This is a genomic window from Klebsiella sp. MPUS7 (genome assembly GCF_009905335.1).
Lineage (GTDB): Bacteria > Pseudomonadota > Gammaproteobacteria > Enterobacterales > Enterobacteriaceae > Klebsiella > Klebsiella grimontii.
This window is the reverse complement of sequence record NZ_CP047604.1, coordinates 3,932,270-3,953,508: the sequence shown is the minus strand read 5'-3', so window position 1 is coordinate 3,953,508 and position 21,239 is coordinate 3,932,270. Positions and strand designations below refer to the sequence as shown.

Below are 21,239 nucleotides of genomic sequence, written 5' to 3'. Positions count from 1 at the left end.
ACTGGCTTTATATCCAGTATTTTTTATTGGCAAAAGCTGAGCTGACGAGTAGAATTAAACACCTGCCATTCAACCCTTCTTCAGGTTCTGATTGATGAGTAAACCGTTCAAGCTGCATTCTGCTTTCCGTCCCTCCGGCGACCAGCCGGAAGCCATTCGTCGCCTGGAAGAGGGGCTGGAAGATGGCCTGGCGCATCAAACGCTGCTCGGGGTAACCGGCTCAGGTAAAACGTTTACTATCGCCAACGTTATTGCTGACCTGCAGCGCCCGACGATGGTGCTGGCGCCGAACAAAACCCTGGCGGCGCAGCTTTACGGCGAAATGAAAGAGTTCTTCCCGGAGAACGCGGTGGAGTATTTCGTCTCCTACTACGACTACTACCAGCCGGAAGCCTACGTACCAAGCTCGGACACCTTCATCGAGAAAGATGCGTCGGTGAACGAACACATTGAACAGATGCGTCTGTCGGCGACCAAAGCCCTGCTGGAGCGTCGCGACGTGGTGGTGGTGGCGTCGGTCTCCGCTATTTACGGCCTGGGCGACCCGGACCTCTATCTGAAGATGATGCTGCACCTGACGGTGGGCATGATCATTGACCAGCGCGCTATCTTGCGCCGCCTGGCCGAGCTGCAGTATACCCGCAACGATCAGGCCTTCCAGCGCGGTACCTTCCGCGTGCGCGGCGAAGTGATTGATATCTTCCCGGCGGAATCTGACGACGTCGCGCTGCGCGTTGAGCTGTTCGATGAGGAAGTTGAGCGCCTGTCGCTATTCGATCCGCTGACCGGTCATATCGAGTCGACGATCCCGCGCTTCACCGTCTACCCGAAGACCCACTACGTCACCCCGCGCGAGCGCATCGTCCAGGCGATGGAAGAGATTAAAGTGGAACTGGCGGAGCGGCGTAAGGTGCTGCTGGAGAACAACAAGCTGCTGGAAGAGCAGCGTCTAAGCCAGCGTACGCAGTTCGACCTCGAAATGATGAACGAGCTGGGCTACTGTTCGGGGATTGAAAACTACTCGCGCTACCTGTCGGGCCGCGGCCCGGGCGAGCCGCCGCCGACGCTGTTTGACTACCTGCCGGCCGATGGTCTGCTGGTGATCGATGAATCCCACGTAACGATCCCGCAAATCGGCGGCATGTACCGCGGGGACCGGGCGCGTAAAGAGACGCTGGTGGAGTATGGTTTCCGTCTGCCGTCGGCGCTCGATAACCGGCCAATGAAGTTTGAAGAGTTTGAGGCCCTGGCGCCGCAAACGATCTACGTTTCGGCGACGCCGGGGGCCTATGAACTGGATAAATCCGGCGACGAGGTGGTGGACCAGGTTGTTCGCCCGACGGGGCTGCTGGATCCGATCATCGAGGTGCGTCCGGTAGGCACCCAGGTCGACGACCTGCTCTCGGAAATTCGCCTCCGCACCGCGATCAACGAGCGCGTGCTGGTCACGACGCTGACCAAACGGATGGCGGAAGATTTAACCGAATATCTGGAAGAGCACGGCGAGCGGGTTCGCTACCTGCACTCGGACATCGACACCGTGGAGCGCATGGAGATTATCCGCGACCTGCGCCTCGGCGAGTTTGACGTGCTGGTGGGCATCAACCTGCTGCGTGAAGGTTTGGATATGCCGGAAGTCTCGCTGGTGGCGATCCTGGACGCCGATAAAGAAGGCTTCCTGCGCTCTGAACGCTCGCTGATTCAGACCATTGGCCGCGCGGCGCGAAATATCAACGGCAAAGCGATTCTCTACGGCGATAAAATCACCCCGTCGATGGCGAAAGCGATCGGTGAAACCGAGCGCCGCCGTGAGAAGCAGCAGGCGTATAACGAAGAGCACGGCATTGTTCCGCAGGGGCTCAACAAGAAAGTGGTCGATATTCTGGCGCTCGGTCAGAATATCGCGAAAACCAAAACCAAGGGGCGCGGCAAGTCCCGCTCTCCGGTTGAGGCGGATACGGTCGCCCTCACGCCGAAGGCGCTTCAGCAGAAGATTCACGAACTGGAAGGGCAGATGATGCAGCACGCGCAGAACCTGGAGTTCGAAGAGGCGGCGCAAATTCGCGACCAGCTTCACCAGCTGCGCGAGCTGTTTATCGCCGCGTCGTAGCGGAGTTATCGCCGGGCCTTACGGTCTTCGGGGTGATGGACAGGATGTGTTTTTCGTAGGTCGGAAAAGGCGTTAGCCGCCACCCGACAGAAAAGCGAGCACATGCGTCAAAACGAGGTGGCCAGAACGCTTTGGTTATTTATTGCCCCTCTGTCGTGATTTTCCGTGATGCTTAATGTTGGCTTAATCTTGTTTGGCGAAACTATCCTCACTTTACTGAGGATAGCGCCATGCAAAAATTAACCTTCCGCGAATACCTGGCAGTCACCTGCGCGTTTGTTATCGTCGTTGCCTTTTTCCATCAGTGGGTGCTGACGTTCTGACGCGAAGCTTTAGGGAAGAGTACCCAGGCGCGAACGCCGGGTCCGGGCTGACGGTTATGTAAAAAGAACTGCGCGTCGTGCAGCTGGGCGATGCGGGTGACGATGCTTAACCCAAGACCAATACCGCCGTAGCGGCTGTCCATGCGAACGAACGCTTTGCTTAATTCACCGCTTTTCGCCTCATCGATTCCCGGGCCTTCGTCTTCGACCGCCAGAATTGGCGTTGGGCCGGGCGCTATCGACACTTTAATCGTCGACCCCGTCGGGCTATAGCGATGGGCGTTTTCCACCAGATTGCGCAGGATCACCTGCACCAGCGTGGCGTCGCCCGAAACCACCGCTTCACCCTCTTTATCACTGAACACCAGCTTCTGCTGGCGCTGTTGCAGCATCGTCTCGAGCTCGTCCTGCAGCGGCTCGAAAACATCCTCTTTTAGCGCAACCTGCTGATAGCTACCGGCGGAGAATGACTGGCCGACGCGCGCCAGCTGAAGCAGTTGAGTAATGCTGTTGGTCATTTGATCGAGACGCTGTATCAGCGGATCCACGTTAACGCCGTGCACTTTCGCCAGCAGCTCCAGGTGCAGCCGCAGCCCGGCCAGCGGCGTGCGCAGCTCATGGGCGACGTCGGCGGTAAACAGGCGCTCGCGATCGAGGGTTAAATTCAGGCGGGATACCAGCTGATTGATCGCGGTGGTCACTGCGGTCACTTCAGGAACCGATTCTTTCAGCGCGATAGGCTGCAGATTATCCGGGGTACGGCTTTCCAGCTCGAGCTGCAGTCGAGAAAGCGGCCTGGTGATTTTTTTAACCGCCAGCAGGGAAATATACAGCGCCAGGCCAATAATCAGCAGGCTCGGGATCAGCAGGCTGGCTACCGCTTCGCGAACCTCATGCTCAATATGCTTCTGATTGTTATGCCCTTCGATGGCGCTGGCGACCAGCAGCTGTATCTGTTCCTGGCTTTCATGCCACAGCCAGAACACGCTGATCAACTGGCACACCGCCAGGATTGCGCCAATTGTCAGCAGCAGCCGATGACGCATGGTCCAGTTTTCACTGACAAAAAAAGCCATAGCGTTATTCCGTCTCCGCGTTATCAACCAGCATATAGCCAAAGCCCCGGACGGTGCGGATGCGTGATTTGCCGACCTTATCGCGCAGATTATGGATATGCACCTCCAGCGTGTTGGTGGCCGGTTCGTTGTCCCAGCTGTAAATGTCGTTATAGAGAATTTCGCGATGCACCGGGCTGCCCGCCTTCATCATCAGACGAGAAAGCAGGGCGTACTCTTTGGGGGTTAAATCCAGAGACTGCTCGCCGAGCCAGACCAGCCGCCGGGTGACGTTCAGGCGTAAATTGCCGACGGTCAGTTCGTTATCGCCCTGATTGTTGTGACGACGCAGTAGGGCGCGAATACGGGCGTTAAGCTCTTCCAGCGCAAACGGCTTAACCAGGTAGTCATCCGCGCCGGTATCCAGACCGCTGATGCGGTCATCAACGGTATCACGGGCGGTGAGGATCAGCACCGGCTGGCTGAATTTTTCCCGCCGCATACGCGCCAGGAAGTGCAGGCCGTCCTCATCCGGCAGGCCGAGGTCGAGGACCACCAGGCTATAGTGATTGCTGGCCAGAGAGAGCGCGGCTTCGTGGGCGGTTGACACGCCGTCGCAGACGTAGCCCTCGCTTTGCATCGCCAGGATTAATCCCTGTAACAGGAGCGCATCGTCTTCAATGACTAAAATTTTCATCGGCCTGCCTCTCTACATGGCGTTAAAATATCGTCTGTTGCCTGGTACTCGCGGGTGCTGACCCCGAGCAGACCGAGCAGGGTGGAGAAGAGATTATCCTGCGAATACGCTTGCGTTTTCGCTTTCTGCTGCAAGCACTGGCTGGAGACGCCATAGCGCTGTTGATAATCCGCGGACAGCCACAGCAGCATCGGGACGTGTTTTTGCGTCTCCGGCGCGATGGACCACGGCAGCCCGTGCAAATATACCCCATCCTCGCCAAGCGACTCGCCGTGATCCGACAGATACACCAGGCTGGTGGTGAATTTATCCTGCTTTGACTGCAGTAATTTTATCGCTTTGTCGACCACATAATCGACATACAAAATCGTATTGTCGTAGGTATTGGTGAGCTGCTGCTGGGTACAGCTCTGAATTTCGTTGGTATCGCAGGTCGGCGTAAACTGTTTAAACTGCGCCGGATAGCGATTGTAGTAGGTCGGACCGTGGCTGCCGATGGTGTGCAGAACGATAATTCCGTCCTGCTGAAGATTGTCGATATAGCTATCCAGGTTATGGAATAGCACCTCATCGTAGCACTCGCCGTCGATGCACTGGCCGCTCAGCTTGAGATCGGTGACGTTCTGATGCGGCACCCGGTCACAGGCCCCTTTGCAGCCGCCGTCGTTATCATTCCACTGCACCTGAATTCCCGCCCGCTGCAGGATATCCAGCACGCCTTCCTGGTGGTGCGCCAGCTCTTCATCATAGTGGGCGCGTGGCATATTAGAGAACATGCACGGTACGGAAACCGCAGTCGCGGTGCCGCAAGAGGTCGTATCGGGGAAATAGATAACATTATCCTGTTTCAGGCGCGGGTTGGTCTCGCGGGCGTAGCCGTTCAGGGAAAAGTTGGCCGCCCTTGAGGTTTCGCCTAATACCACGATGGTCAGGTTTTTCCGCGGTCCGCTGCGCATCACCGGTTTCTGAACCGCGTCTTCGCCAATTTTGACCAGCGGAAGATTGTCCATTCTGTTATGCGCATACCATGAATTCACCGCCACAATGCTGTTTGACGGGCTCAGGGACTTCACCAGCTCTTTGTTATTGCGAAACAGCGAGGCGTAATCCTTATAAAAAAATGCCGCGACCAGCATAATCAGCAGCGCTGAAACCACGATGCTCGCCAGCCGTATCGCCACGCTGCGCCACAGGGTTGCCGGTTTGCGGATTTTAACCCACCAGGCCGCGACCACCGCCAGAACGCCGGTGAGACCCAGTATCAGGACCATTCTGCCGGAGAGAAGCGCAAAGCTTTCGGCGGGCGTGGTATCGAGGATATTGGTGATCATCGCCCGATCGATAATCACCCCGAAGGTCCAGATAAAATACTGGGCCGAAGCGCTAAGCAAAATAAACAGGCTGATGACGAGGCGGTCAAGCTTCAGGAACGACGCTATCGTGGTGATGATATTCATCACGCTGATGGCCACAATCGGCATACTGAGGAACACCAGCCAGTTGTGCAGACCGTTGACCGGCAGCAGGGTAAACGCCTGGCGATAGAAAGCGATATTCAGCACCAGACCGATATAGCTGGCGAAAAGAATCAAATAGACCGTACGGTTAAGCATTGGCCGGCGTAAAGAAAATAACGACATAGCGAACGTCCACATAAAGAGATGTCGCTATGCTGCCCGTTTTTTTTTAAGACAACCTTAAGATTTTAAGCCAGCCTGATTGTGTCCCGACAATAAGCCTGCTTTGAGGATTAGCCTAAGGCCTGAATCGCTTTATCCAGCGCGCGGCGTAATAGCTGCCGATCGTGACGATAGGGCACATCGCTGGCGTCAAGGGGCGTCTGAATGACGACCCGATTTTCAATCCCTGCGATATCGGCCTTCGGGCCGACCACCAGCGCGTCAATCACCCGTTTACCGATCTGCTGTTCCATAATGGCGACTCTGTCCGCCAGCGTCAGGCTGGCTGCCGGGCTGTGCTCTTTGCCCAGATTATCGATAAACACCATCGGCGCGGGCGTGCGGCGTAGCGCCTGCGCCATCTCATCGAGCAGCAGAATCGGCATCAGGCTGGTATAGAAACTGCCGGGGCCAATCAGAATTAAGTCGGCTTCGGCGATGGCTTCTATCGCTTCGCGGGTGGTGGGGACCGGCGGTGAGAGCATAAGCTCGCGCGGCACGCTGGCAAGCTGATCGATATTCACTTCGCCGTAGACTTCGTGCCCTTCGTGGTCAATGGCCATCAGATCGACCGGTTGTTCCGACATCGGGATCAGAAACGCGTCAACCTTAAGGAGATTTCTGATCAAATTGATCGCTTCAAGCGGCCGGACGCTCAGGTGATCCAGCGCCTTAAGCATTAGATTTCCGAGGTTATGCCCGGAAAGTTCGCCGTTGCCGCTAAAACGGTACTCAAACATCGCCGACGCCACGCTGGGTTCAGCGATAAGTTGATTAATACAGTTGCGCATATCGCCCCAGGCGATGCCGCCTTCCGCGCGACGAATGCGTCCCGTAGAGCCGCCGTTATCGGTGGTGGTGACGATGCCGGTAAGGCGTGAACCGAGCGAAGAGAGGGATGACATCACCCGGCCCAGCCCGTGCCCGCCGCCGAGAGCCACAACGCGATCAAGATCGGCGAAAGTACGATTGCGCATAAAAATCCCTTATAACAATTAATCGGGCTCACAGTAACCGATCTACCCCTAAAAGACGATGGGCGGGACCTGACAAACTGACCGACATCAATGCAAAAGCGTGGTTTTTAGCTATTCTGTAGCGAAAATGCGCGATCGTAGCGATATGTAATTGAATATATAACGAAATCGGAAATGGCGAAACCGTTATGAAAGCGCTACTATCGGCATAACCCGTTAACACTCTAGCCTCTGTGCCTGTGTCAAAAGATATGGTGCTTTGGCCGTGACAACTTCGGTTGTCACCAGGGCGTGGAAAGAAATGACCGCGTCTCCCGTATTTGGAAAGGTGTCTATGGCTTCACAGCTTACCGATGCATATGCGCGGAAGTTTTACTATCTGCGCTTATCAATTACCGATGTCTGCAACTTTCGTTGCACCTACTGCCTGCCCGATGGCTATAAGCCCGGCGCCGTCACTAATAAAGGCTTCCTCAGCGTCGATGAGGTCCGTCACGTCACCCGCGCGTTCTCCGCCCTGGGGACGGAAAAGGTGCGCCTGACCGGCGGTGAGCCTTCGCTGCGTCGCGATTTTACCGACATCATCGCCGCCGTGCGGGAAAATCCCTCCATTCGCCAGATTGCGGTCACCACCAACGGCTACCGGCTGGCGCGGGATGTTGAAAGCTGGCGCGATGCCGGGCTGACGGCAATTAACGTCAGCGTGGACAGCCTCGATGCGCGTCAGTTTCACGCCATCACCGGCCAGGACAAGTTTCGTCAGGTGATGGACGGCATCGATGCCGCCTTTGCCGCTGGCTTCGAAAAAGTGAAGGTCAATACCGTGCTGATGCGCGACGTTAACCATCACCAGCTCGACACCTTTCTGGCGTGGATCCAGCCGCGCCGCATTCAGCTGCGTTTTATTGAATTGATGGAAACCGGCGAAGGCAGCGATCTGTTTCGCCGCCATCACATTTCGGGCATGGTGCTGCGCGATGAGCTGCTGCGCCGCGGCTGGATCCATCAGATCCGCCAGCGTAGCGACGGCCCGGCGCAGGTGTTTTGCCATCCGGACTATGCCGGGGAAATCGGCCTGATCATGCCTTATGAAAAAGATTTCTGCGCTACCTGCAACCGCCTGCGCGTCTCTTCCGTGGGTAAATTGCACCTGTGCCTGTTCGGTGAAGGCGGCGTCGACCTGCGCGATCTGCTCGCCGATGAGCGGCAGCAGTCGGCGCTGGAGGCGAGAATTTCCGAGGCGTTAACGCACAAAAAGCAAACTCATTTCCTGCATCAGGGCAACACCGGTATTACGCAGAACCTGTCGTATATCGGCGGATAATTCATTTTAAGGAGCGATCAGATGAGCCAGGCCAGCGCTGAGTTTATCCCGACCCGTATTGCTATTCTTACCGTCTCCAGCCGACGCGGCGAAGAGGACGACACCTCCGGCCACTGGCTGCGCGATGCGGCAGAGGAGGCGGGCCACGTCATCGTCGATAAGGCGATTGTTAAAGAGAACCGCTACGCCATTCGCGCCCAGGTGTCGGCGTGGATTGCCGGCGATGAGGCGCAGGTGGTGCTGATTACCGGCGGCACCGGCTTTACCGACGGCGACCAGGCGCCGGAAGCGCTGCTGCCGCTGTTTGACCGTGAGGTCGAAGGCTTCGGCGAGGTGTTCCGCATGCTCTCCTTCGAAGAGATCGGCACCTCGACCCTGCAGTCCCGCGCCGTTGCCGGGGTCGCCAACCGTACGCTGATTTTTGCGATGCCTGGCTCAACCAAAGCCTGTCGTACCGCATGGGACAATATTATTGCGCCGCAGCTCGATGCGCGTACGCGCCCGTGCAACTTTATCTCTCACCTTAAGAAGTAATTTATGTCACAGCTGACCCATATTAACGCCGCCGGCGAAGCGCACATGGTCGATGTCTCGGCGAAAGCGGAGACGGTTCGCGAAGCGCGCGCCGAGGCCTATGTTGAGATGCAGGCCACGACGCTGGCGATGATTATCGACGGCAGCCATCACAAAGGCGACGTCTTCGCCACCGCGCGCATCGCCGGGATCCAGGCGGCAAAACGCACCTGGGAGCTTATTCCGCTGTGCCATCCGCTGATGCTGAGCAAAGTCGAAGTCCATCTGCAGGCGCAGCCCGAGCATAACCGGGTGCGCATCGAATCCCTGTGCCGCCTGACCGGGAAAACCGGCGTTGAGATGGAAGCATTGACCGCCGCCTCCGTCGCCGCGCTGACGATTTACGATATGTGCAAAGCGGTACAGAAAGATATGGTGATTGGTCCGGTGCGCCTGCTGGCGAAAAGCGGCGGCAAGTCCGGCGATTTTAAAGTGGAAGATAGCCATGATTAAGGTCCTTTTTTTTGCTCAGGTGCGCGAACTGCTCGGCACCGATTCCCTGACGCTCGATTCGCACGGGCTTTCCACGGTTGAAGCCGTTCGCCAGCAGCTGATCGCCCGCGGCGACCGCTGGGCGCTGGCGCTGGAGGAGGGCAAGCTACTGGCGGCGGTAAACCAGACGCTGACGACGTTTGATCATCCGCTGGCGGCCGGCGATGAAGTGGCGTTTTTCCCGCCGGTCACCGGAGGATAAGATGACGCAGACGCGTATTATCGTTAGCCACGACCGCTTTAAGGTCGGCGACGAATATCCCTGGCTGGCCGAGCGCGATGAAGACGGCGCGGTGGTGACCTTTACCGGCAAGGTTCGCAACCACAACCTTGGCGACAGCGTCAAAGCGCTGACTCTTGAGCACTATCCGGGGATGACCGAAAAATCGCTGGCGGAAATCGTTGAGCTGGCGCGCGAGCGCTGGCCGCTGGGGCGGGTCACGGTGATTCACCGTATCGGCGAAATGTGGCCCGGAGAAGAGATTGTCTTTGTCGGCGTCACCAGCGTCCATCGCGGCAGCGCGTTTGCGGCGGGGGAGTTTATTATGGATTACCTGAAAACCCGCGCGCCGTTCTGGAAGCGCGAAGCGACGCCGGAAGGCGAGCGCTGGGTCGATGCGCGAGATAGCGACCGCAGGGCGGCAGAACGCTGGTAGTGTGGTACGCTTAGAAGATAAATTTCGTTAATCAGGAGACAGTCATGGACAGATATCCTCGTTCCGGGGCGATCGTACAGGGTCGCAGCGGACTTCAAACTTATATGGCGCAGGTGTACGGCTGGATGACGGTCGGGCTACTGCTCACGGCGTTTATCGCGTGGTTTGCGGCCAATACCCCTGCGGTGATGATGTTCGTCTTTTCCAGCAAAATAACCTTTTTCGGCCTGATCATCGCCCAACTGGGGCTGGTATTCGTGCTCTCCGGCATGGTGCAGCGGCTGAGCGCAGGGATGGCGACCACCCTGTTTATGCTCTATTCGGCGCTCACCGGGCTCACGCTTTCCAGCATTTTCATCGTCTATACCTACTCGTCGATCGCCAGTACTTTCGTGGTGGCCGGCGGGATGTTTGGCGCGATGAGCCTTTACGGCTACACCACCAAACGCGATCTGAGCGGTTTCGGCAATATGCTGTTTATGGCGCTGATTGGTATCCTGCTAGCGTCGCTGGTTAACTTCTGGCTGAAGAGCGAAGCGCTGATGTGGGCAGTGACCTACATCGGGGTGATCGTATTTGTCGGCCTGACCGCCTATGACACCCAGAAGCTGAAAAACATCGGCGAGCAGATTGACGTTCGCGATGCGTCAACGCTGCGCAAATACTCGATTCTTGGGGCGCTGACGCTGTATCTGGACTTTATCAACCTGTTCCTGATGCTGCTGCGCATTTTCGGCAACCGTCGTTAACTTGTTCCCGGAGGCGATGCTGCGCATCTGTCCGGGCTACCGGATCTCAGATGGCGGTGAACCTGTAGCTCAGTCAGCGAAGCGCCAACGGGAAAGTTCATCAACGGAGAAGTGGATAAAATAGCGGCAGATATCCACGATATCGACCCAATCGCAGCCCCGGTCAGCATCCGCGACCGGGGCTTTTTTTACTCTTCTCCCGCCAGCTTGCGCTGGTTTTTCTCCCGCAGATGCTTCGCCCGGCTCTCCAGAATTAAGTAGCCGATGGTCGCCAGCAGCAGCGGCAGGAAGTAGTACAGCGCGCGGTAGGCGAGCAGGGCGGCGATAATCGCGCCGCGCGAAATCTCTTCTCCGGAAAGCATGGCGATAAACACCGCCTCAAGCACGCCAATGCCTGCCGGAATATGCACGATAACCCCCGCAATGCTGCTCACCAGCAGTACCCCGAGCACGAGAAAATAGTCCACCTGAGGCCCCAACAGTAGCCAGATAATCGCCCCCATCGCCATCCAGTTCAGGCTGGAAACCGCCATCTGCAATATCGCGAAGCGCCAGGAAGGCAGAACCAGCCGCTGGCCTTTTATCGTCAGATGGCGCTTTTTAGCAAAGGCGCAGGCCCACAGGTAAAACGCGGAAATCAGCAGCAAAACGACGCCCAGAATTTGCAGCGACGGCTGGCTGATATACCAGCGCTCGGGAACCTTCACCATGCCGGAGCTAAAAATAATGCCGCCGAGCAGGATATACCCCAGCCAGTTGGTGGTAATGCTCAGGGAGAAGATACGGGTAATGGTCGCCCCGCTCAGCCCCAGACGCGAGTAGAGCCGATAGCGCATACCAATGCCGCCTACCCAGGTGCTGAGCGTCAGGTTAAAGGCGTAGCAGATAAACGACACCAGCATCACCTGGCGTTTAGCCAGCTTGTGGCCGCAGTAGGCGCGCCCCAGCAGATCGTAGCAGCCATAGATCAGGTAGCTGGCGATAACCAACCCGATGGCGCTGAGCAGCGCCGTACGGTTGTAATCGCGAATCACTTTCCACACGTCCTGCCAGTCAATTTTCTGGGCGTAGACCACCAGCAGAACGACGACGGCGATAAAAAAGAGCACCGTCAGGATTTTTTTCGCCATCCGCCAGCGAGGGTGAGATTTCGCCATCAGGATTTCACCTCCTGATTTTCCGGGTCTACGCGATCCTGAGTTTCAATTTTTGGCTGTACCGGGGGCTGAACCCGCGACAGCAGCGGCGTATGGGCCGGTAGCCATCCGACCCAGGCAGGGAAGTGGCGCAGGAAGTGGAACGCCAGCACGCTAATGCCGAGCCGCCACCAGGTACGTTTCGACAAAATGCGCTTATCGACCTCGCGGCAGTCGTTAAGGATTAAGCCATTGAGATTATCGCGCAGCGTCTGGTTAAATTCGCGGTCGTGAATCACCAGGTTGGCTTCCAGGTTCAGCGACAGGCTGAGCGGGTCGAGGTTGCTGGAACCGACGGTGGCCCAGTGGTCGTCCGCCAGCGCCACTTTGCCGTGCAGCGGACGGCGGCGGTATTCGAAAATCTGCACGCCGCCTTTCACCAGATAGTGATAAAGCAGGCGCGCGCCAAATTTGACAATCGGAATATCCGGTTCGCCCTGCACGATAAGCTTGACGCGCACGCCGCGGCGGGCCGCGTTGCGCATGGCGTGCAGCAGGCGATAGCCGGGGAAAAAGTAGGCGTTGGCGATAATCACTTCCCGGCGGGCGGTGGTCAGCATTTTCAGATAGTGACGCTCAATATCGTCGCGATGATCCTGATTATCCCGCCAGATAAACAGCGCCTGGGCCTCGCCGGGGTTGCGGTTGATTTCAGGCTTATGCCGACGCCGCTGCCACCAGCGGCGGGTCGCCTCATTGGTAGGCAGGTTTTCCAGTTCAAATTGCAGGATATCGAGCACCACCGGCCCTTCAACCTGCACGGCATAATCCTGTTTGGCTTCCGGGCCGTAATCGGTCATATGCTCGGCGGAGTAGTTAATTCCGCCGACGAAGGCGGTAACGTCGTCGATCACCACGATTTTACGATGCATGCGGCGAAACAAATTGGTGCGCATACCGAGCAGTCGCGGGCGCGGGTCGTAGTAGCGAAAAATCACGCCAGCCGACGTCAGCTCCCCCACAAAGCTTTCGCTTAAATCCGGCGAGCCGTAGCCGTCCAGTAATACCTCGACGCGCACGCCGCGCTGGGCCGCTTTTAACAGAACGGCATGGAGCTGTTTGCCGACGTCATCTTCAAACCAGATAAAGGATTCGAGGATCACCCGCTGCTGCGCGCGACCAATGGCGGCAAACAGCGCCGGATAATAGTTATCGCCATTTTCTAATAGCCGAATGCGGTTTCCTTCCTGCCAGCTGCATTTCACAGATGTATCTCCACGCTAAGCGGTGCATGATCGGACAAATGACGCCACTGTTTTAACGCCAGCGTTTTAGGCTGGCTGGCATGGGCGTTTTTTACGTAGATGCGGTCGAGGCGCAGCAGGGGGAAGCTGACCGGGAAAGTCCGCGCCGGACGCCCTCTGGCGCGGGTAAAAATCTCCTCCAGCCCGGCCTGGGCTTTAAGCTGCCGGTTAGCCTGCTGCCGCCAGTCGTTAAAATCACCGGCCACCACCACCGGTTCGCCCGCGGGTAAACCGTTCACCCACTCCGCCAGCATCGTCAGCTGGGCCTGGCGTTGATGAGCGCGCAGCCCCAGGTGCACGCAGAATAAATGGATAGCGATTCCGCTTTCCGGCGGCACGATGCGGCAGTAGAGCAGGCCGCGCTTTTCGCTGTTGCCCACCGAAACATCGAGATTTTGATAATGTTCAATGGGAAAACGAGAAAGCACCGCGTTGCCGTGATGTCCTTCCGGGTAAACGGCGTTGCGGCCGTAGGCGTAATCGCTCCACATGGTATCGGCGAGAAACTCATAGTGGGTGGTATCCGGCCAGTTTTCGATATGCAGCGGATGAATTTCGTGCGCCCCCATCACCTCCTGCAGGCAAACAATGTCGGCGCTGACGCTGCGCACCGCTTCGCGTAATTCGGGCAAAATAAAGCGGCGATTGAACGCAGTAAAGCCTTTATGGGTGTTAATTGTCAGCACGTTTAACGAAAATCGCGGCATTTGTTCGTCCTTATTTCTCTGGGCAATGTCACTTTCCTGTAGGAAATAGTGTAGTAGAGGTCACAAAAAGATGCGGTGATACGGAATTTTCCGTAAAGTGCGGTACTCTGAGTAGCAGAGAAAAATCCTTCAGGAGAGAAGCCATGAAGTGGCAACAACGTGTACGCGTCGCAACGGGTCTTAGTTGCTGGCAGATTATGTTGCATCTACTGGTCGTGGCAGTACTGGTGATGGGTTGGATGAGCGGCGCGCTGGTGCGCGTCGGATTAGGTTTGTGCGTGCTGTACGGCGTCACGTTAGTGTCGATGCTGTTTTTGCAGCGCCATCACGATGAGCGCTGGCGCGACGTCGGTGATTTCCTTGAGGAACTCACCACCACCTGGTACTTCGGCACCGCGGTGATCGTGCTGTGGCTGCTGTCGCGCGTACTGCACAATAACCTGCTGCTGGCCCTCGCCGGGCTGGCGATACTGGCCGGTCCGGCGGTGGTATCACTGCTGGCGAAAGATAAAAAACTACGCGATCTTTCTTCGGAACATCGCATACGCCGCTGAGCCGGTGGTGGCCGCTATGACCAGTAGCGGCCACAAACTCCCCCACACGATTGCCAGACTCGCATCCTTCAGATAGATCTGCTTGGTGATATCGGTGAAATGACGAATCGGGTTTACCCACGTCAGGTTCTGTAGCCATACCGGCATATTCTCCACCGGCGAAACGTAGCCGGAGAGCAAAATCGCCGGCATCATAAAGACGAATACGCCGATAAACGCCTGCTGCTGCGTGGAGCACAGCGACGAAATCAACAGGCCGAATCCTACCAGCGACAGGCCGTAAACGATCATCGTGAAGTAAAACAGCAGCAATGAGCCGGCAAACGGAATTTGATAGGCCCAGATGCCAATCCCCAGCACGATGGTTGCCTGCAGGGTGGCGACGATCAGCGCCGGGACCGCTTTACCGATAAAGATTTGCCAGGTTGCCAGCGGCGACACCAGCAGCTGGTCGAGCGTGCCCTGTTCGCGCTCGCGGGCAACGGAGAGCGAGGTGACGATCATGACGCCGATGGTGGTGATCATGGCGATCAGCGACGGCACCACGAACCATTTGTAATCGAGATTCGGGTTATACCAGTTGCGCACCACCAGCTCGCTATTGTTCGGTTTGGCTTTACCTTCCAGCAGGTCCTGCTGATAGCTTTTGACGATCTGCTGGAGATAGTTCGCGGCAATTTGCGCGCTGTTAGAGTTGCGCCCGTCCAGCAAAAGCTGGAGCGGGGCGGTCTGGTTGGTGTCGAGGTTGCGCGAAAAATCCGCCGGGAAACGCACGACCAACAGGGCTTTTTGTTCATCGATGGTGGGTCGTATTTCCTGCGGGCTTTTCAGTAGCAGAACGTGGGTGAAGGCTTTGGCGCGGGCGAAGCGCTGGGTCAGCTCCACGGCGTGCTTGCCGTTGTCTTCGTTATAGATGGCGATGGTGGCGTTCGTTACCTCCAGCGTGGCGGCAAAGGGGAACAGCAGTACCTGGATCAGTACCGGCATAATCAAAATCGCCCGCGTCTGCGGTTCGCGCAACAGCGACTGCAGCTCTTTGCGGATTAACGTCCATAAGCGATGAAACATCGTATATTCTCTCTTTGTGATCCCCGGATTGCGCTGCGCTTATCCGGGCTACCTAATCTGGCAGAAACGGTAGCCCGGGTAAGGCGTTCACGCCGCGACCCGGGAAGCGGGCGCAGACAAATTAATCCAGACGCCGTTTGGTTTTCAGCCACGTCAGGCCGATAAACATTACCGCCGAGGCGATTAAAAACATTACGTTCACCAGCAGCACCACCGGGATATTGCCCGCCAGAAACAGGCTTTGCAGGGTACTAACAAAATAGCGCGCCGGGATCACGTAGGTCACCGCGCGGATTATCGCCGGCATGCTGTCGATCTGAAAAATAAACCCGGACAGCATAATTGACGGCAGAAACGCGGCGTTCAGCGCCACCTGCGCGGCGTTAAACTGGTTGCGGGTAATGGTGGAAATCAGCAGCCCCATTCCCAGGGTGCTCAACAAAAACAGGCTGGTGATAAAAAACAGAATCACCAGCGAACCGCGAAACGGCACGCCGAGAATAAACACCGCCACCAGCATACACAGCAGCATCGCCAGCATGCCGAGGAAATAGTAGGGGATCAGCTTGCACAGCAGCAGTTCGGCGCGGGTAATCTCGGTCGACAGCAGCGCCTCCATGGTGCCGCGCTCCCACTCGCGGGCCACCACCAGCGAGGTCAGGATCGCGCCGACCACCGTCATAATGATGGTAATCGCGCCGGGGATAATAAAATGCTGGCTGATGGCGGCCGGGTTAAACCAGTAGCGCGTCTGCACGTCGATAAGCGGCTCGAAGGTTTCGCCGCGATCTTCCGCCCGCTGCTGCTGCCAGATTTGCCAGATGCCTTCGACGTAGCCCTGGGCGAAGTTAGCGGTATTCGGTTCGCTGCCGTCGGTGATGAGCTGGATCGGCGCATCGTCGCCGGGGCGGGCCATCTTGCGGTCGAAATCTACCGGAATGGTTACCAGCGCGCGAATGCGTCCCGCCTGCATCATCTGCACCAGTTGCTGGCGGTTATCGCTGACGGTGGCGTCGATATAGGGGGAGCCGGTCATGGTATGGACAAAATCCAGCGCCTCTTCGCTTTGCTGCTCCAGCAGCACGCCCACCCGCAGCTTGCTGGAGTCGAGGTTAATCCCGTAGCCAAAGATAAATAGCAGCAGCAGGGGGATGACCACCGCAATCAGCCAGCTGCTGGGGTCGCGGACAATCTGCCGCGTCTCTTTCACGCACAGGGCGCGTACGCGCCGCCACGATAGCCATTTAGCGCTCACCGGCGTTCTCCTTGTCCCAATCGTGGATGAGGGTGATAAATGCCTGCTCCATCGTCGGGTCAGGCTGTTTATCATCCGCTGCCAGCGCCTTCAAATCGTCCGGCGTGCCGCTGGCGATCAGCTTGCCGTGATAGACCAGGCCGATACGATCGCAATACTCCGCTTCATCCATAAAGTGGGTGGTGACCATCACCGTCACGCCTTTATCCACCATGCTGTTGATATGCAGCCAGAATTCACGGCGGGTGAGGGGATCGACCCCGGAAGTGGGTTCATCAAGAAACAGGATATCCGGCTCGTGCATTAGCGAGCAGGCCAGCGCCAGGCGCTGCTTATAGCCGAGCGGCAGATCGTCGGCGGCCTGCCGGGCGATGCTTTTCAGGCCAAACGCCTCGCTCATGCTGGCGATTTTGTCGTTCTGCTCCCGCCCGCGCAGGCCGTACACGCCGGAGAAGAAGCGCAGGTTCTGCTCGACGGAAAGGTTGCCGTAGAGCGAGAACTTCTGCGCCATATAGCCCAGATGCTGACGCGCCTTGCCGGAGCTGACTTTCAGGTCCATGCCCAGCACCAGCGCTTTACCGGAGGTGGGGACCAGCAGGCCGCACATCATCTTAAAGGTAGTGGACTTGCCCGCGCCGTTAGGCCCGAGGAGGCCGAATATCTCCCCGCGCTTGACCTGGAAATCAACGTGGTCGGTGGCGGCAAAATCGCCGAATTTCTTGGTCAGGGTCTGCGCTTCAATCACCGTGTCCTCATGGGAGCCTTCCACGGTGTGGATAATGTTGCCCAGCGGCGATTCGGCGGTCCCGGCGCCGCCCAGCAGGTCGATAAAGGCGTCCTCGAAGCGCGGCGCGGTTTCGGCGACCTCGAGCGGCGGCATATCGGTAGCGTTCTGGACTTCACTGATGCTGGCCTCTTTTTTAAGGATCAGGCGTACCGATTTCCCCTGAATCACGCCATCGCTCACCTGCGGCAGCTTCAGCGTCCGCTGGAGGAGGCGGCGATTATTCTCCTCGCCGCTGGAAATCAAAAAGCTGCGTCCGGCCATGGTCTGCGTCAGCTCTTTTGGCGCCCCCTGATAGAGCAGCTGGCCCTCGTTCATCAACAGCACGTCCCGGCACTGCTCGGCCTCATCAAGATAAGAGGTGCTCCAGAGGATCAGCATTCCGTCGCCCGCCAGTTCATGCACCATTTGCCACAGTTCGCGGCGCGAGATGGGGTCGACGCCGACGCCGGGTTCATCAAGCAGCAGGACTTTCGGTTCGCCGACCAGGGTGCAGGCCAGACCAAGTTTCTGCTTCATGCCGCCGGAAAGCTTGCCCGCCAGCCGGCTGGTAAAGGGGCCGAGGGAGGTAAATTCCAGCAGCCTGGCGAAGGTTTTTTCCCGCGCCTCGCCGGTCACGCTGCGCAGATCGGCGTAGAGCGTCAGGTTTTCCATCACCGTCAGATCTTCATACAGGCCGAATTTCTGCGGCATATAGCCGAGCACCGCGTGCAGGGCGCTATCGTCGGCAATCGGGTCGTAGCCGATGACCGTTGCGCTGCCTGCGTCGGGCTTCAGCAGCCCGGCGAGCATGCGCATCAGGGTGGTTTTTCCCGCGCCGTCAGGGCCCACCAGACCGGTTACATAGCCGGAGTGAATGGTGCAGTCCAGCGGCGCGACGGCCGGGCGGTCCATGCCGGCAAAGCGCCGGGTCAGGCCGCTCAGCGTAATGACGTCCTCGCTCATTGGCCGTTTCCGTGACTGAAGGTGACGGTGACAGGCATCCCCTGGCGCAGCGCGTCGTCGGCATCGGTGACCACAATACGCAGGCGATAAACCAGATCGGTGCGCAGATCCGGCGTCTCCACGGTTTTCGGCGTGAATTCAGCGGTAGGGGAAACGAAGCCGATTTTGCCGCGGTAGGGTTTATCCGGGCGACTATCGGTGTAAAGCAGCACTTCGCGACCCGGCTGGGCCTGGCCGAGGTTTTTTTCATCGATATAGGCGCGTACCCACACCGGATGGGTTAACGAGAGCGTCATCACCGTGCCGCCGGCGCTGAGCATGCTGCCCGGCTCGACGGCGCGAGTCATCAGCGTTCCGTCGGACGGCGAGGTCAACGTGGTATCGTGCAGATCGAGCTTCGCCTGCGCCAGCGCGGCCTGCGCCTGCTCAAGGCTGGCTTTGGCCTGGGCGATTTCCTGCGGACGATTTCCCGCGCGATACTGGCGCAGCTTATCCTGCGCGGACTTCAGCGTCGCCTGGGCCTGATCGCGCGAGGAGCGGGCGTTTTCCAGGTCGTTAGCGGAGATGGCGCTGCTTTTGCGCAGCCCCAGCTGGCGTTGGTAAAAGTTCTGCGCGTAGTCGTAAGCCGCCTGCGCCTGGTTGACCGCGGCGGCGGCCTGGGCAATCTCTTCCGAACGATACCCCGCCATCATCAGGTCGTACTGCGCCCGGGCGGTGGACACGTTGGCCTGCGCCTGTTGGAGGGCGTTTTCGTACGGCGCGCGATCCAGCTCGCCCAGGGTCTGCCCGGCTTTAATCGCATCGCCCTCGTCGACGCTGAGCGACGCCAGCCGCCCGCCCACGCGGAAGCTGAGGTTGACGGTACGAATATCCACGTTGCCATATAGCGTGAGCGTTTTCTGCTGGCTGCTCTGGTACCACCACCAGCCTCCGCCAAGGACAGCGACCAGCAGGAGAAGCAGCACAACGATGATGAGCGGTTTTTTCATGACTCCAGACTCCTTTGCGATAATCCTTCCAGAACGAAATCAATATGGCAGGTGATAACCTCAATAATTTGTGCGGTTTTGTCCCGATCGAACTCGGCCCAGCCCGCGCGGCGCAGCACCGTTTCCCGCCCAAGGCGAAAAGCGAGCACTTCGCCCAGCAGCGCGTGGGTGTGAAGCACCATTTGCGTGCTGTCGGCGTTAAGGCCGGTATAGGCGGCGATTAAACGGGTCAGGTAGCAGTGTAGTGGAGCAATCACCTGATCGTGGATGAGCCGGTAGGCCGGCGTCGGCGACAACTGCTCGCGGGAGATGAATTTGCTCAAATTGACGGTGTCGTCCTGGGTCAGCAGCAGGATCATGTTCTGGCAGGCGCCAAGTATCAGGCTGCGCATCGCAGTTTTATCCGGCACAGGCTCAGTGAACAGCGCTTCCGCCGCCTGTGCGTGGGGGCGGAAATTGTGTTCGATAAAATCAGCGATCCACTGGGCGCAGGCGAGGTAGAGATCGTCTTTGGAACCAAAATAGTAGGTAATGGCGGCGATATTTTGCCCGGCCTGAGCGGCGATATCGCGGGTCGTGGCGTGCAGGCCGTATTCGCCAAACTGGGCGATTGCGGCGGCGATAAGCTGGCTTTTCGCCTGCTCGCCCTTGCTGGTAATGGGAGTTGTCGTCATCACGCTGGAAAAGTTAATCAATCGATTGATTAACTCTAGGCGCAGGTTTGCAGTTTGTCCACCGTTTGCTGCTAGATATGAAATCCTTCGTGGCTTAGCTCTTCGGCAACCCAGTTAAAGAAGATCTTCACTTTCTCTTTTTGCTCATTCGGGTGCGGTAAAACGAAGTGATGGGCATTAACCGGCATACTGACGTCGCGGCTAAAGACGGGTTCCAGGTGACGTTGACGAACGCTCTGCCCGGCCAGCAAATTACTCTCAAGAATAATCCCCATCCCCATGCGCGCGGCCTCGATACTCATATAGGAGCGGTCAAAATTAAAAATAAAGTTTTTATTCCAGCCGCGAACTTTATGCCAGGACAGCCAGTTGCTCCAGCCGATCAGCGTGCTATCGGAATGAATAAGATCGCAGGCCAACAAATCTTCAATGGACTGAACGTCGCGTCCGGCTAAATAAGTCGATGAGGTGAAGGGGAGCATGCGTTCGTTTTTTATGGTCTTGACCACCAGGGTCGGCCACTGTGAGAGCCCGTGGCGAATATCAATATCGATATTATCGCGGGAGAACTGAATGCTTTCATAAGAACAGGTCAGGCTAATTTTAAGCTCCGGCCAGGCCTGGCGAAACTTATGAAGTCGGGGCATCAACCACAATAAGCCAAAGCTCGGCGCTGAATGAATCCGTAAATAATCCTGGTGGATATCATTAATCACCTGGTTAGTGGCCTGGCCAATAATATTTAAGGCTCCGGAAACTTCTTTAAGATATTTTTCACCAATGGTGGTTAAGACCATTCCTTTACTGCTGCGGGAAAATATTTTCTTTCCCAGATACTGTTCCAGGCTGGCTATCTGATGACTGACTGCGGAAGCTGTAATATTGAGATTCTCCGCTGCCAGGTTCAGGCTGCCGGTATCGGCTACTTCAATAAATGCCTGAATATTGCGTAAGGATGGCATCGGCAAGCTTTTATTTGGCAGCGGCTGGTTCATGATTTCCTCCGGTGAGTGGAATAATGCAGGGTGATTTGTTTACTCAAAAAACAGTACATCCAGCGGTTATCCCAGAAAATGAGGGTCAGGATAGCATAGCCGGGAAATAAGATATGGCGTAATCCGTGATGAACTTAACAGTTTTAAATATGAAGCTCTCGGAAAAATAATTGACAGGAATTTGAATGCAGTC

At 57.2% G+C, this 21,239-nt stretch carries 21 protein-coding genes and 1 riboswitch; of the genes, 8 read left to right on the top strand and 13 right to left on the bottom strand.

Annotation, left to right across the window (positions count from 1 at the left end; genetic code table 11):
- Window positions 1-94 precede the first annotated feature (94 nt).
- A complete protein-coding gene (uvrB, locus tag GUC22_RS18490; protein WP_004135262.1) occupies window positions 95-2,110 on the top strand; it encodes an excinuclease ABC subunit UvrB in 2,016 nt (671 codons plus the stop codon).
- Window positions 2,111-2,411: 301 nt separating this feature from the next.
- Here uvrB and pmrB read toward each other — a convergent pair whose 3' ends face one another.
- The 4 genes from pmrB to yvcK form a co-directional block, all read right to left on the bottom strand.
- Window positions 2,412-3,509 carry a two-component system sensor histidine kinase PmrB gene (gene pmrB, locus GUC22_RS18480; RefSeq protein WP_004135260.1) on the bottom strand — a complete coding sequence of 366 codons (1,098 nt, stop codon included), beginning with the start codon at window positions 3,507-3,509 and terminating at the stop codon, window positions 2,412-2,414.
- 4 nt (window positions 3,510-3,513) lie between these two features.
- Window positions 3,514-4,185, bottom strand: a complete 672-nt coding sequence (gene pmrA, locus GUC22_RS18475) for a two-component system response regulator PmrA (protein ID WP_004135258.1) — start codon at window positions 4,183-4,185, stop codon at window positions 3,514-3,516.
- Entirely contained in the window at window positions 4,182-5,825 is a 1,644-nt protein-coding gene (eptA, locus tag GUC22_RS18470) for a phosphoethanolamine transferase EptA (protein WP_131930244.1), read from the bottom strand. Before eptA ends, pmrA begins: the two co-directional genes overlap by 4 nt.
- A gap of 110 nt (window positions 5,826-5,935) precedes the next feature.
- On the bottom strand, window positions 5,936-6,841 hold the full coding sequence (yvcK, locus tag GUC22_RS18465) for a uridine diphosphate-N-acetylglucosamine-binding protein YvcK (RefSeq protein ID WP_004135255.1): 906 nt from the start codon (window positions 6,839-6,841) through the stop codon (window positions 5,936-5,938).
- Window positions 6,842-7,049: 208 nt separating this feature from the next.
- Window positions 7,050-7,188, top strand: a riboswitch (molybdenum cofactor riboswitch).
- Between yvcK and moaA the strand changes: the two genes are divergently transcribed.
- From moaA to GUC22_RS18435, 6 genes are all read left to right on the top strand, one after another.
- Window positions 7,176-8,165, top strand: a complete 990-nt coding sequence (gene moaA / locus GUC22_RS18460; RefSeq protein WP_004135253.1) for a GTP 3',8-cyclase MoaA — start codon at window positions 7,176-7,178, stop codon at window positions 8,163-8,165. It overlaps the preceding riboswitch by 13 nt.
- Before the next feature lie 21 nt (window positions 8,166-8,186).
- Window positions 8,187-8,699, top strand: a complete 513-nt coding sequence (gene moaB / locus GUC22_RS18455) for a molybdenum cofactor biosynthesis protein B (RefSeq protein WP_004135251.1) — start codon at window positions 8,187-8,189, stop codon at window positions 8,697-8,699.
- A gap of 3 nt (window positions 8,700-8,702) precedes the next feature.
- The gene (gene moaC / locus GUC22_RS18450; protein ID WP_024360139.1) at window positions 8,703-9,191 is read left to right on the top strand and encodes a cyclic pyranopterin monophosphate synthase MoaC; all 489 of its coding nucleotides are present in this window, start codon (window positions 8,703-8,705) and stop codon (window positions 9,189-9,191) included.
- On the top strand, window positions 9,184-9,432 hold the full coding sequence (gene moaD / locus GUC22_RS18445; RefSeq protein ID WP_004135247.1) for a molybdopterin synthase sulfur carrier subunit: 249 nt from the start codon (window positions 9,184-9,186) through the stop codon (window positions 9,430-9,432). The genes moaC and moaD overlap by 8 nt, the downstream gene beginning before the upstream one ends.
- Window position 9,433: 1 nt before the next feature.
- Window positions 9,434-9,886 (top strand): molybdopterin synthase catalytic subunit MoaE, encoded by a 453-nt coding sequence (gene moaE / locus GUC22_RS18440; RefSeq protein ID WP_004135245.1) that lies wholly within the window; start codon window positions 9,434-9,436, stop codon window positions 9,884-9,886.
- A 44-nt stretch (window positions 9,887-9,930) separates the two neighbouring features.
- Window positions 9,931-10,635: a Bax inhibitor-1 family protein gene (locus GUC22_RS18435; protein ID WP_004135244.1), complete on the top strand. Its 705-nt coding sequence runs from the start codon at window positions 9,931-9,933 to the stop codon at window positions 10,633-10,635.
- 188 nt (window positions 10,636-10,823) lie between these two features.
- Here GUC22_RS18435 and GUC22_RS18430 read toward each other — a convergent pair whose 3' ends face one another.
- Genes GUC22_RS18430 through GUC22_RS18420 form a run of 3 tightly spaced genes read right to left on the bottom strand, consistent with a single transcriptional unit; the run spans window position 10,824 to window position 13,782 of the window.
- Window positions 10,824-11,792 (bottom strand): lysylphosphatidylglycerol synthase transmembrane domain-containing protein, encoded by a 969-nt coding sequence (locus GUC22_RS18430; protein WP_004135242.1) that lies wholly within the window; start codon window positions 11,790-11,792, stop codon window positions 10,824-10,826.
- Window positions 11,792-13,036 (bottom strand): cardiolipin synthase ClsB, encoded by a 1,245-nt coding sequence (gene clsB / locus GUC22_RS18425; RefSeq protein WP_064342379.1) that lies wholly within the window; start codon window positions 13,034-13,036, stop codon window positions 11,792-11,794. Before clsB ends, GUC22_RS18430 begins: the two co-directional genes overlap by 1 nt.
- Entirely contained in the window at window positions 13,033-13,782 is a 750-nt protein-coding gene (locus GUC22_RS18420) for an endonuclease/exonuclease/phosphatase family protein (RefSeq protein WP_004135238.1), read from the bottom strand. The genes clsB and GUC22_RS18420 overlap by 4 nt, the downstream gene beginning before the upstream one ends.
- Window positions 13,783-13,925: 143 nt before the next feature.
- On the opposite strand from GUC22_RS18420, the gene GUC22_RS18415 reads away from it, so the two are divergent.
- Entirely contained in the window at window positions 13,926-14,336 is a 411-nt protein-coding gene (locus tag GUC22_RS18415; protein ID WP_004135236.1) for a YbhQ family protein, read from the top strand.
- On the opposite strand, the gene GUC22_RS18410 is transcribed toward GUC22_RS18415, so the two are convergent.
- The 6 genes from GUC22_RS18410 to GUC22_RS18385 form a co-directional block, all read right to left on the bottom strand.
- Window positions 14,298-15,404, bottom strand: a complete 1,107-nt coding sequence (locus GUC22_RS18410) for an ABC transporter permease (protein ID WP_004135234.1) — start codon at window positions 15,402-15,404, stop codon at window positions 14,298-14,300. The two genes, GUC22_RS18415 and GUC22_RS18410, sit on opposite strands and share 39 nt — an antisense overlap.
- Window positions 15,405-15,525: 121 nt before the next feature.
- A complete protein-coding gene (locus GUC22_RS18405; protein ID WP_004135232.1) occupies window positions 15,526-16,659 on the bottom strand; it encodes an ABC transporter permease in 1,134 nt (377 codons plus the stop codon).
- Window positions 16,649-18,388 (bottom strand): ATP-binding cassette domain-containing protein, encoded by a 1,740-nt coding sequence (locus GUC22_RS18400; RefSeq protein ID WP_024360137.1) that lies wholly within the window; start codon window positions 18,386-18,388, stop codon window positions 16,649-16,651. The genes GUC22_RS18405 and GUC22_RS18400 overlap by 11 nt, the downstream gene beginning before the upstream one ends.
- The gene (gene hlyD / locus GUC22_RS18395) at window positions 18,385-19,377 is read right to left on the bottom strand and encodes a secretion protein HlyD (protein ID WP_049087275.1); all 993 of its coding nucleotides are present in this window, start codon (window positions 19,375-19,377) and stop codon (window positions 18,385-18,387) included. The genes GUC22_RS18400 and hlyD overlap by 4 nt, the downstream gene beginning before the upstream one ends.
- Window positions 19,374-20,051 (bottom strand): transcriptional regulator CecR, encoded by a 678-nt coding sequence (gene cecR, locus GUC22_RS18390; protein ID WP_024360135.1) that lies wholly within the window; start codon window positions 20,049-20,051, stop codon window positions 19,374-19,376. Before cecR ends, hlyD begins: the two co-directional genes overlap by 4 nt.
- Before the next feature lie 71 nt (window positions 20,052-20,122).
- Window positions 20,123-21,046, bottom strand: a complete 924-nt coding sequence (locus GUC22_RS18385; protein ID WP_004135224.1) for a LysR substrate-binding domain-containing protein — start codon at window positions 21,044-21,046, stop codon at window positions 20,123-20,125.
- Between the last annotated feature and the right edge of the window lie 193 nt (window positions 21,047-21,239).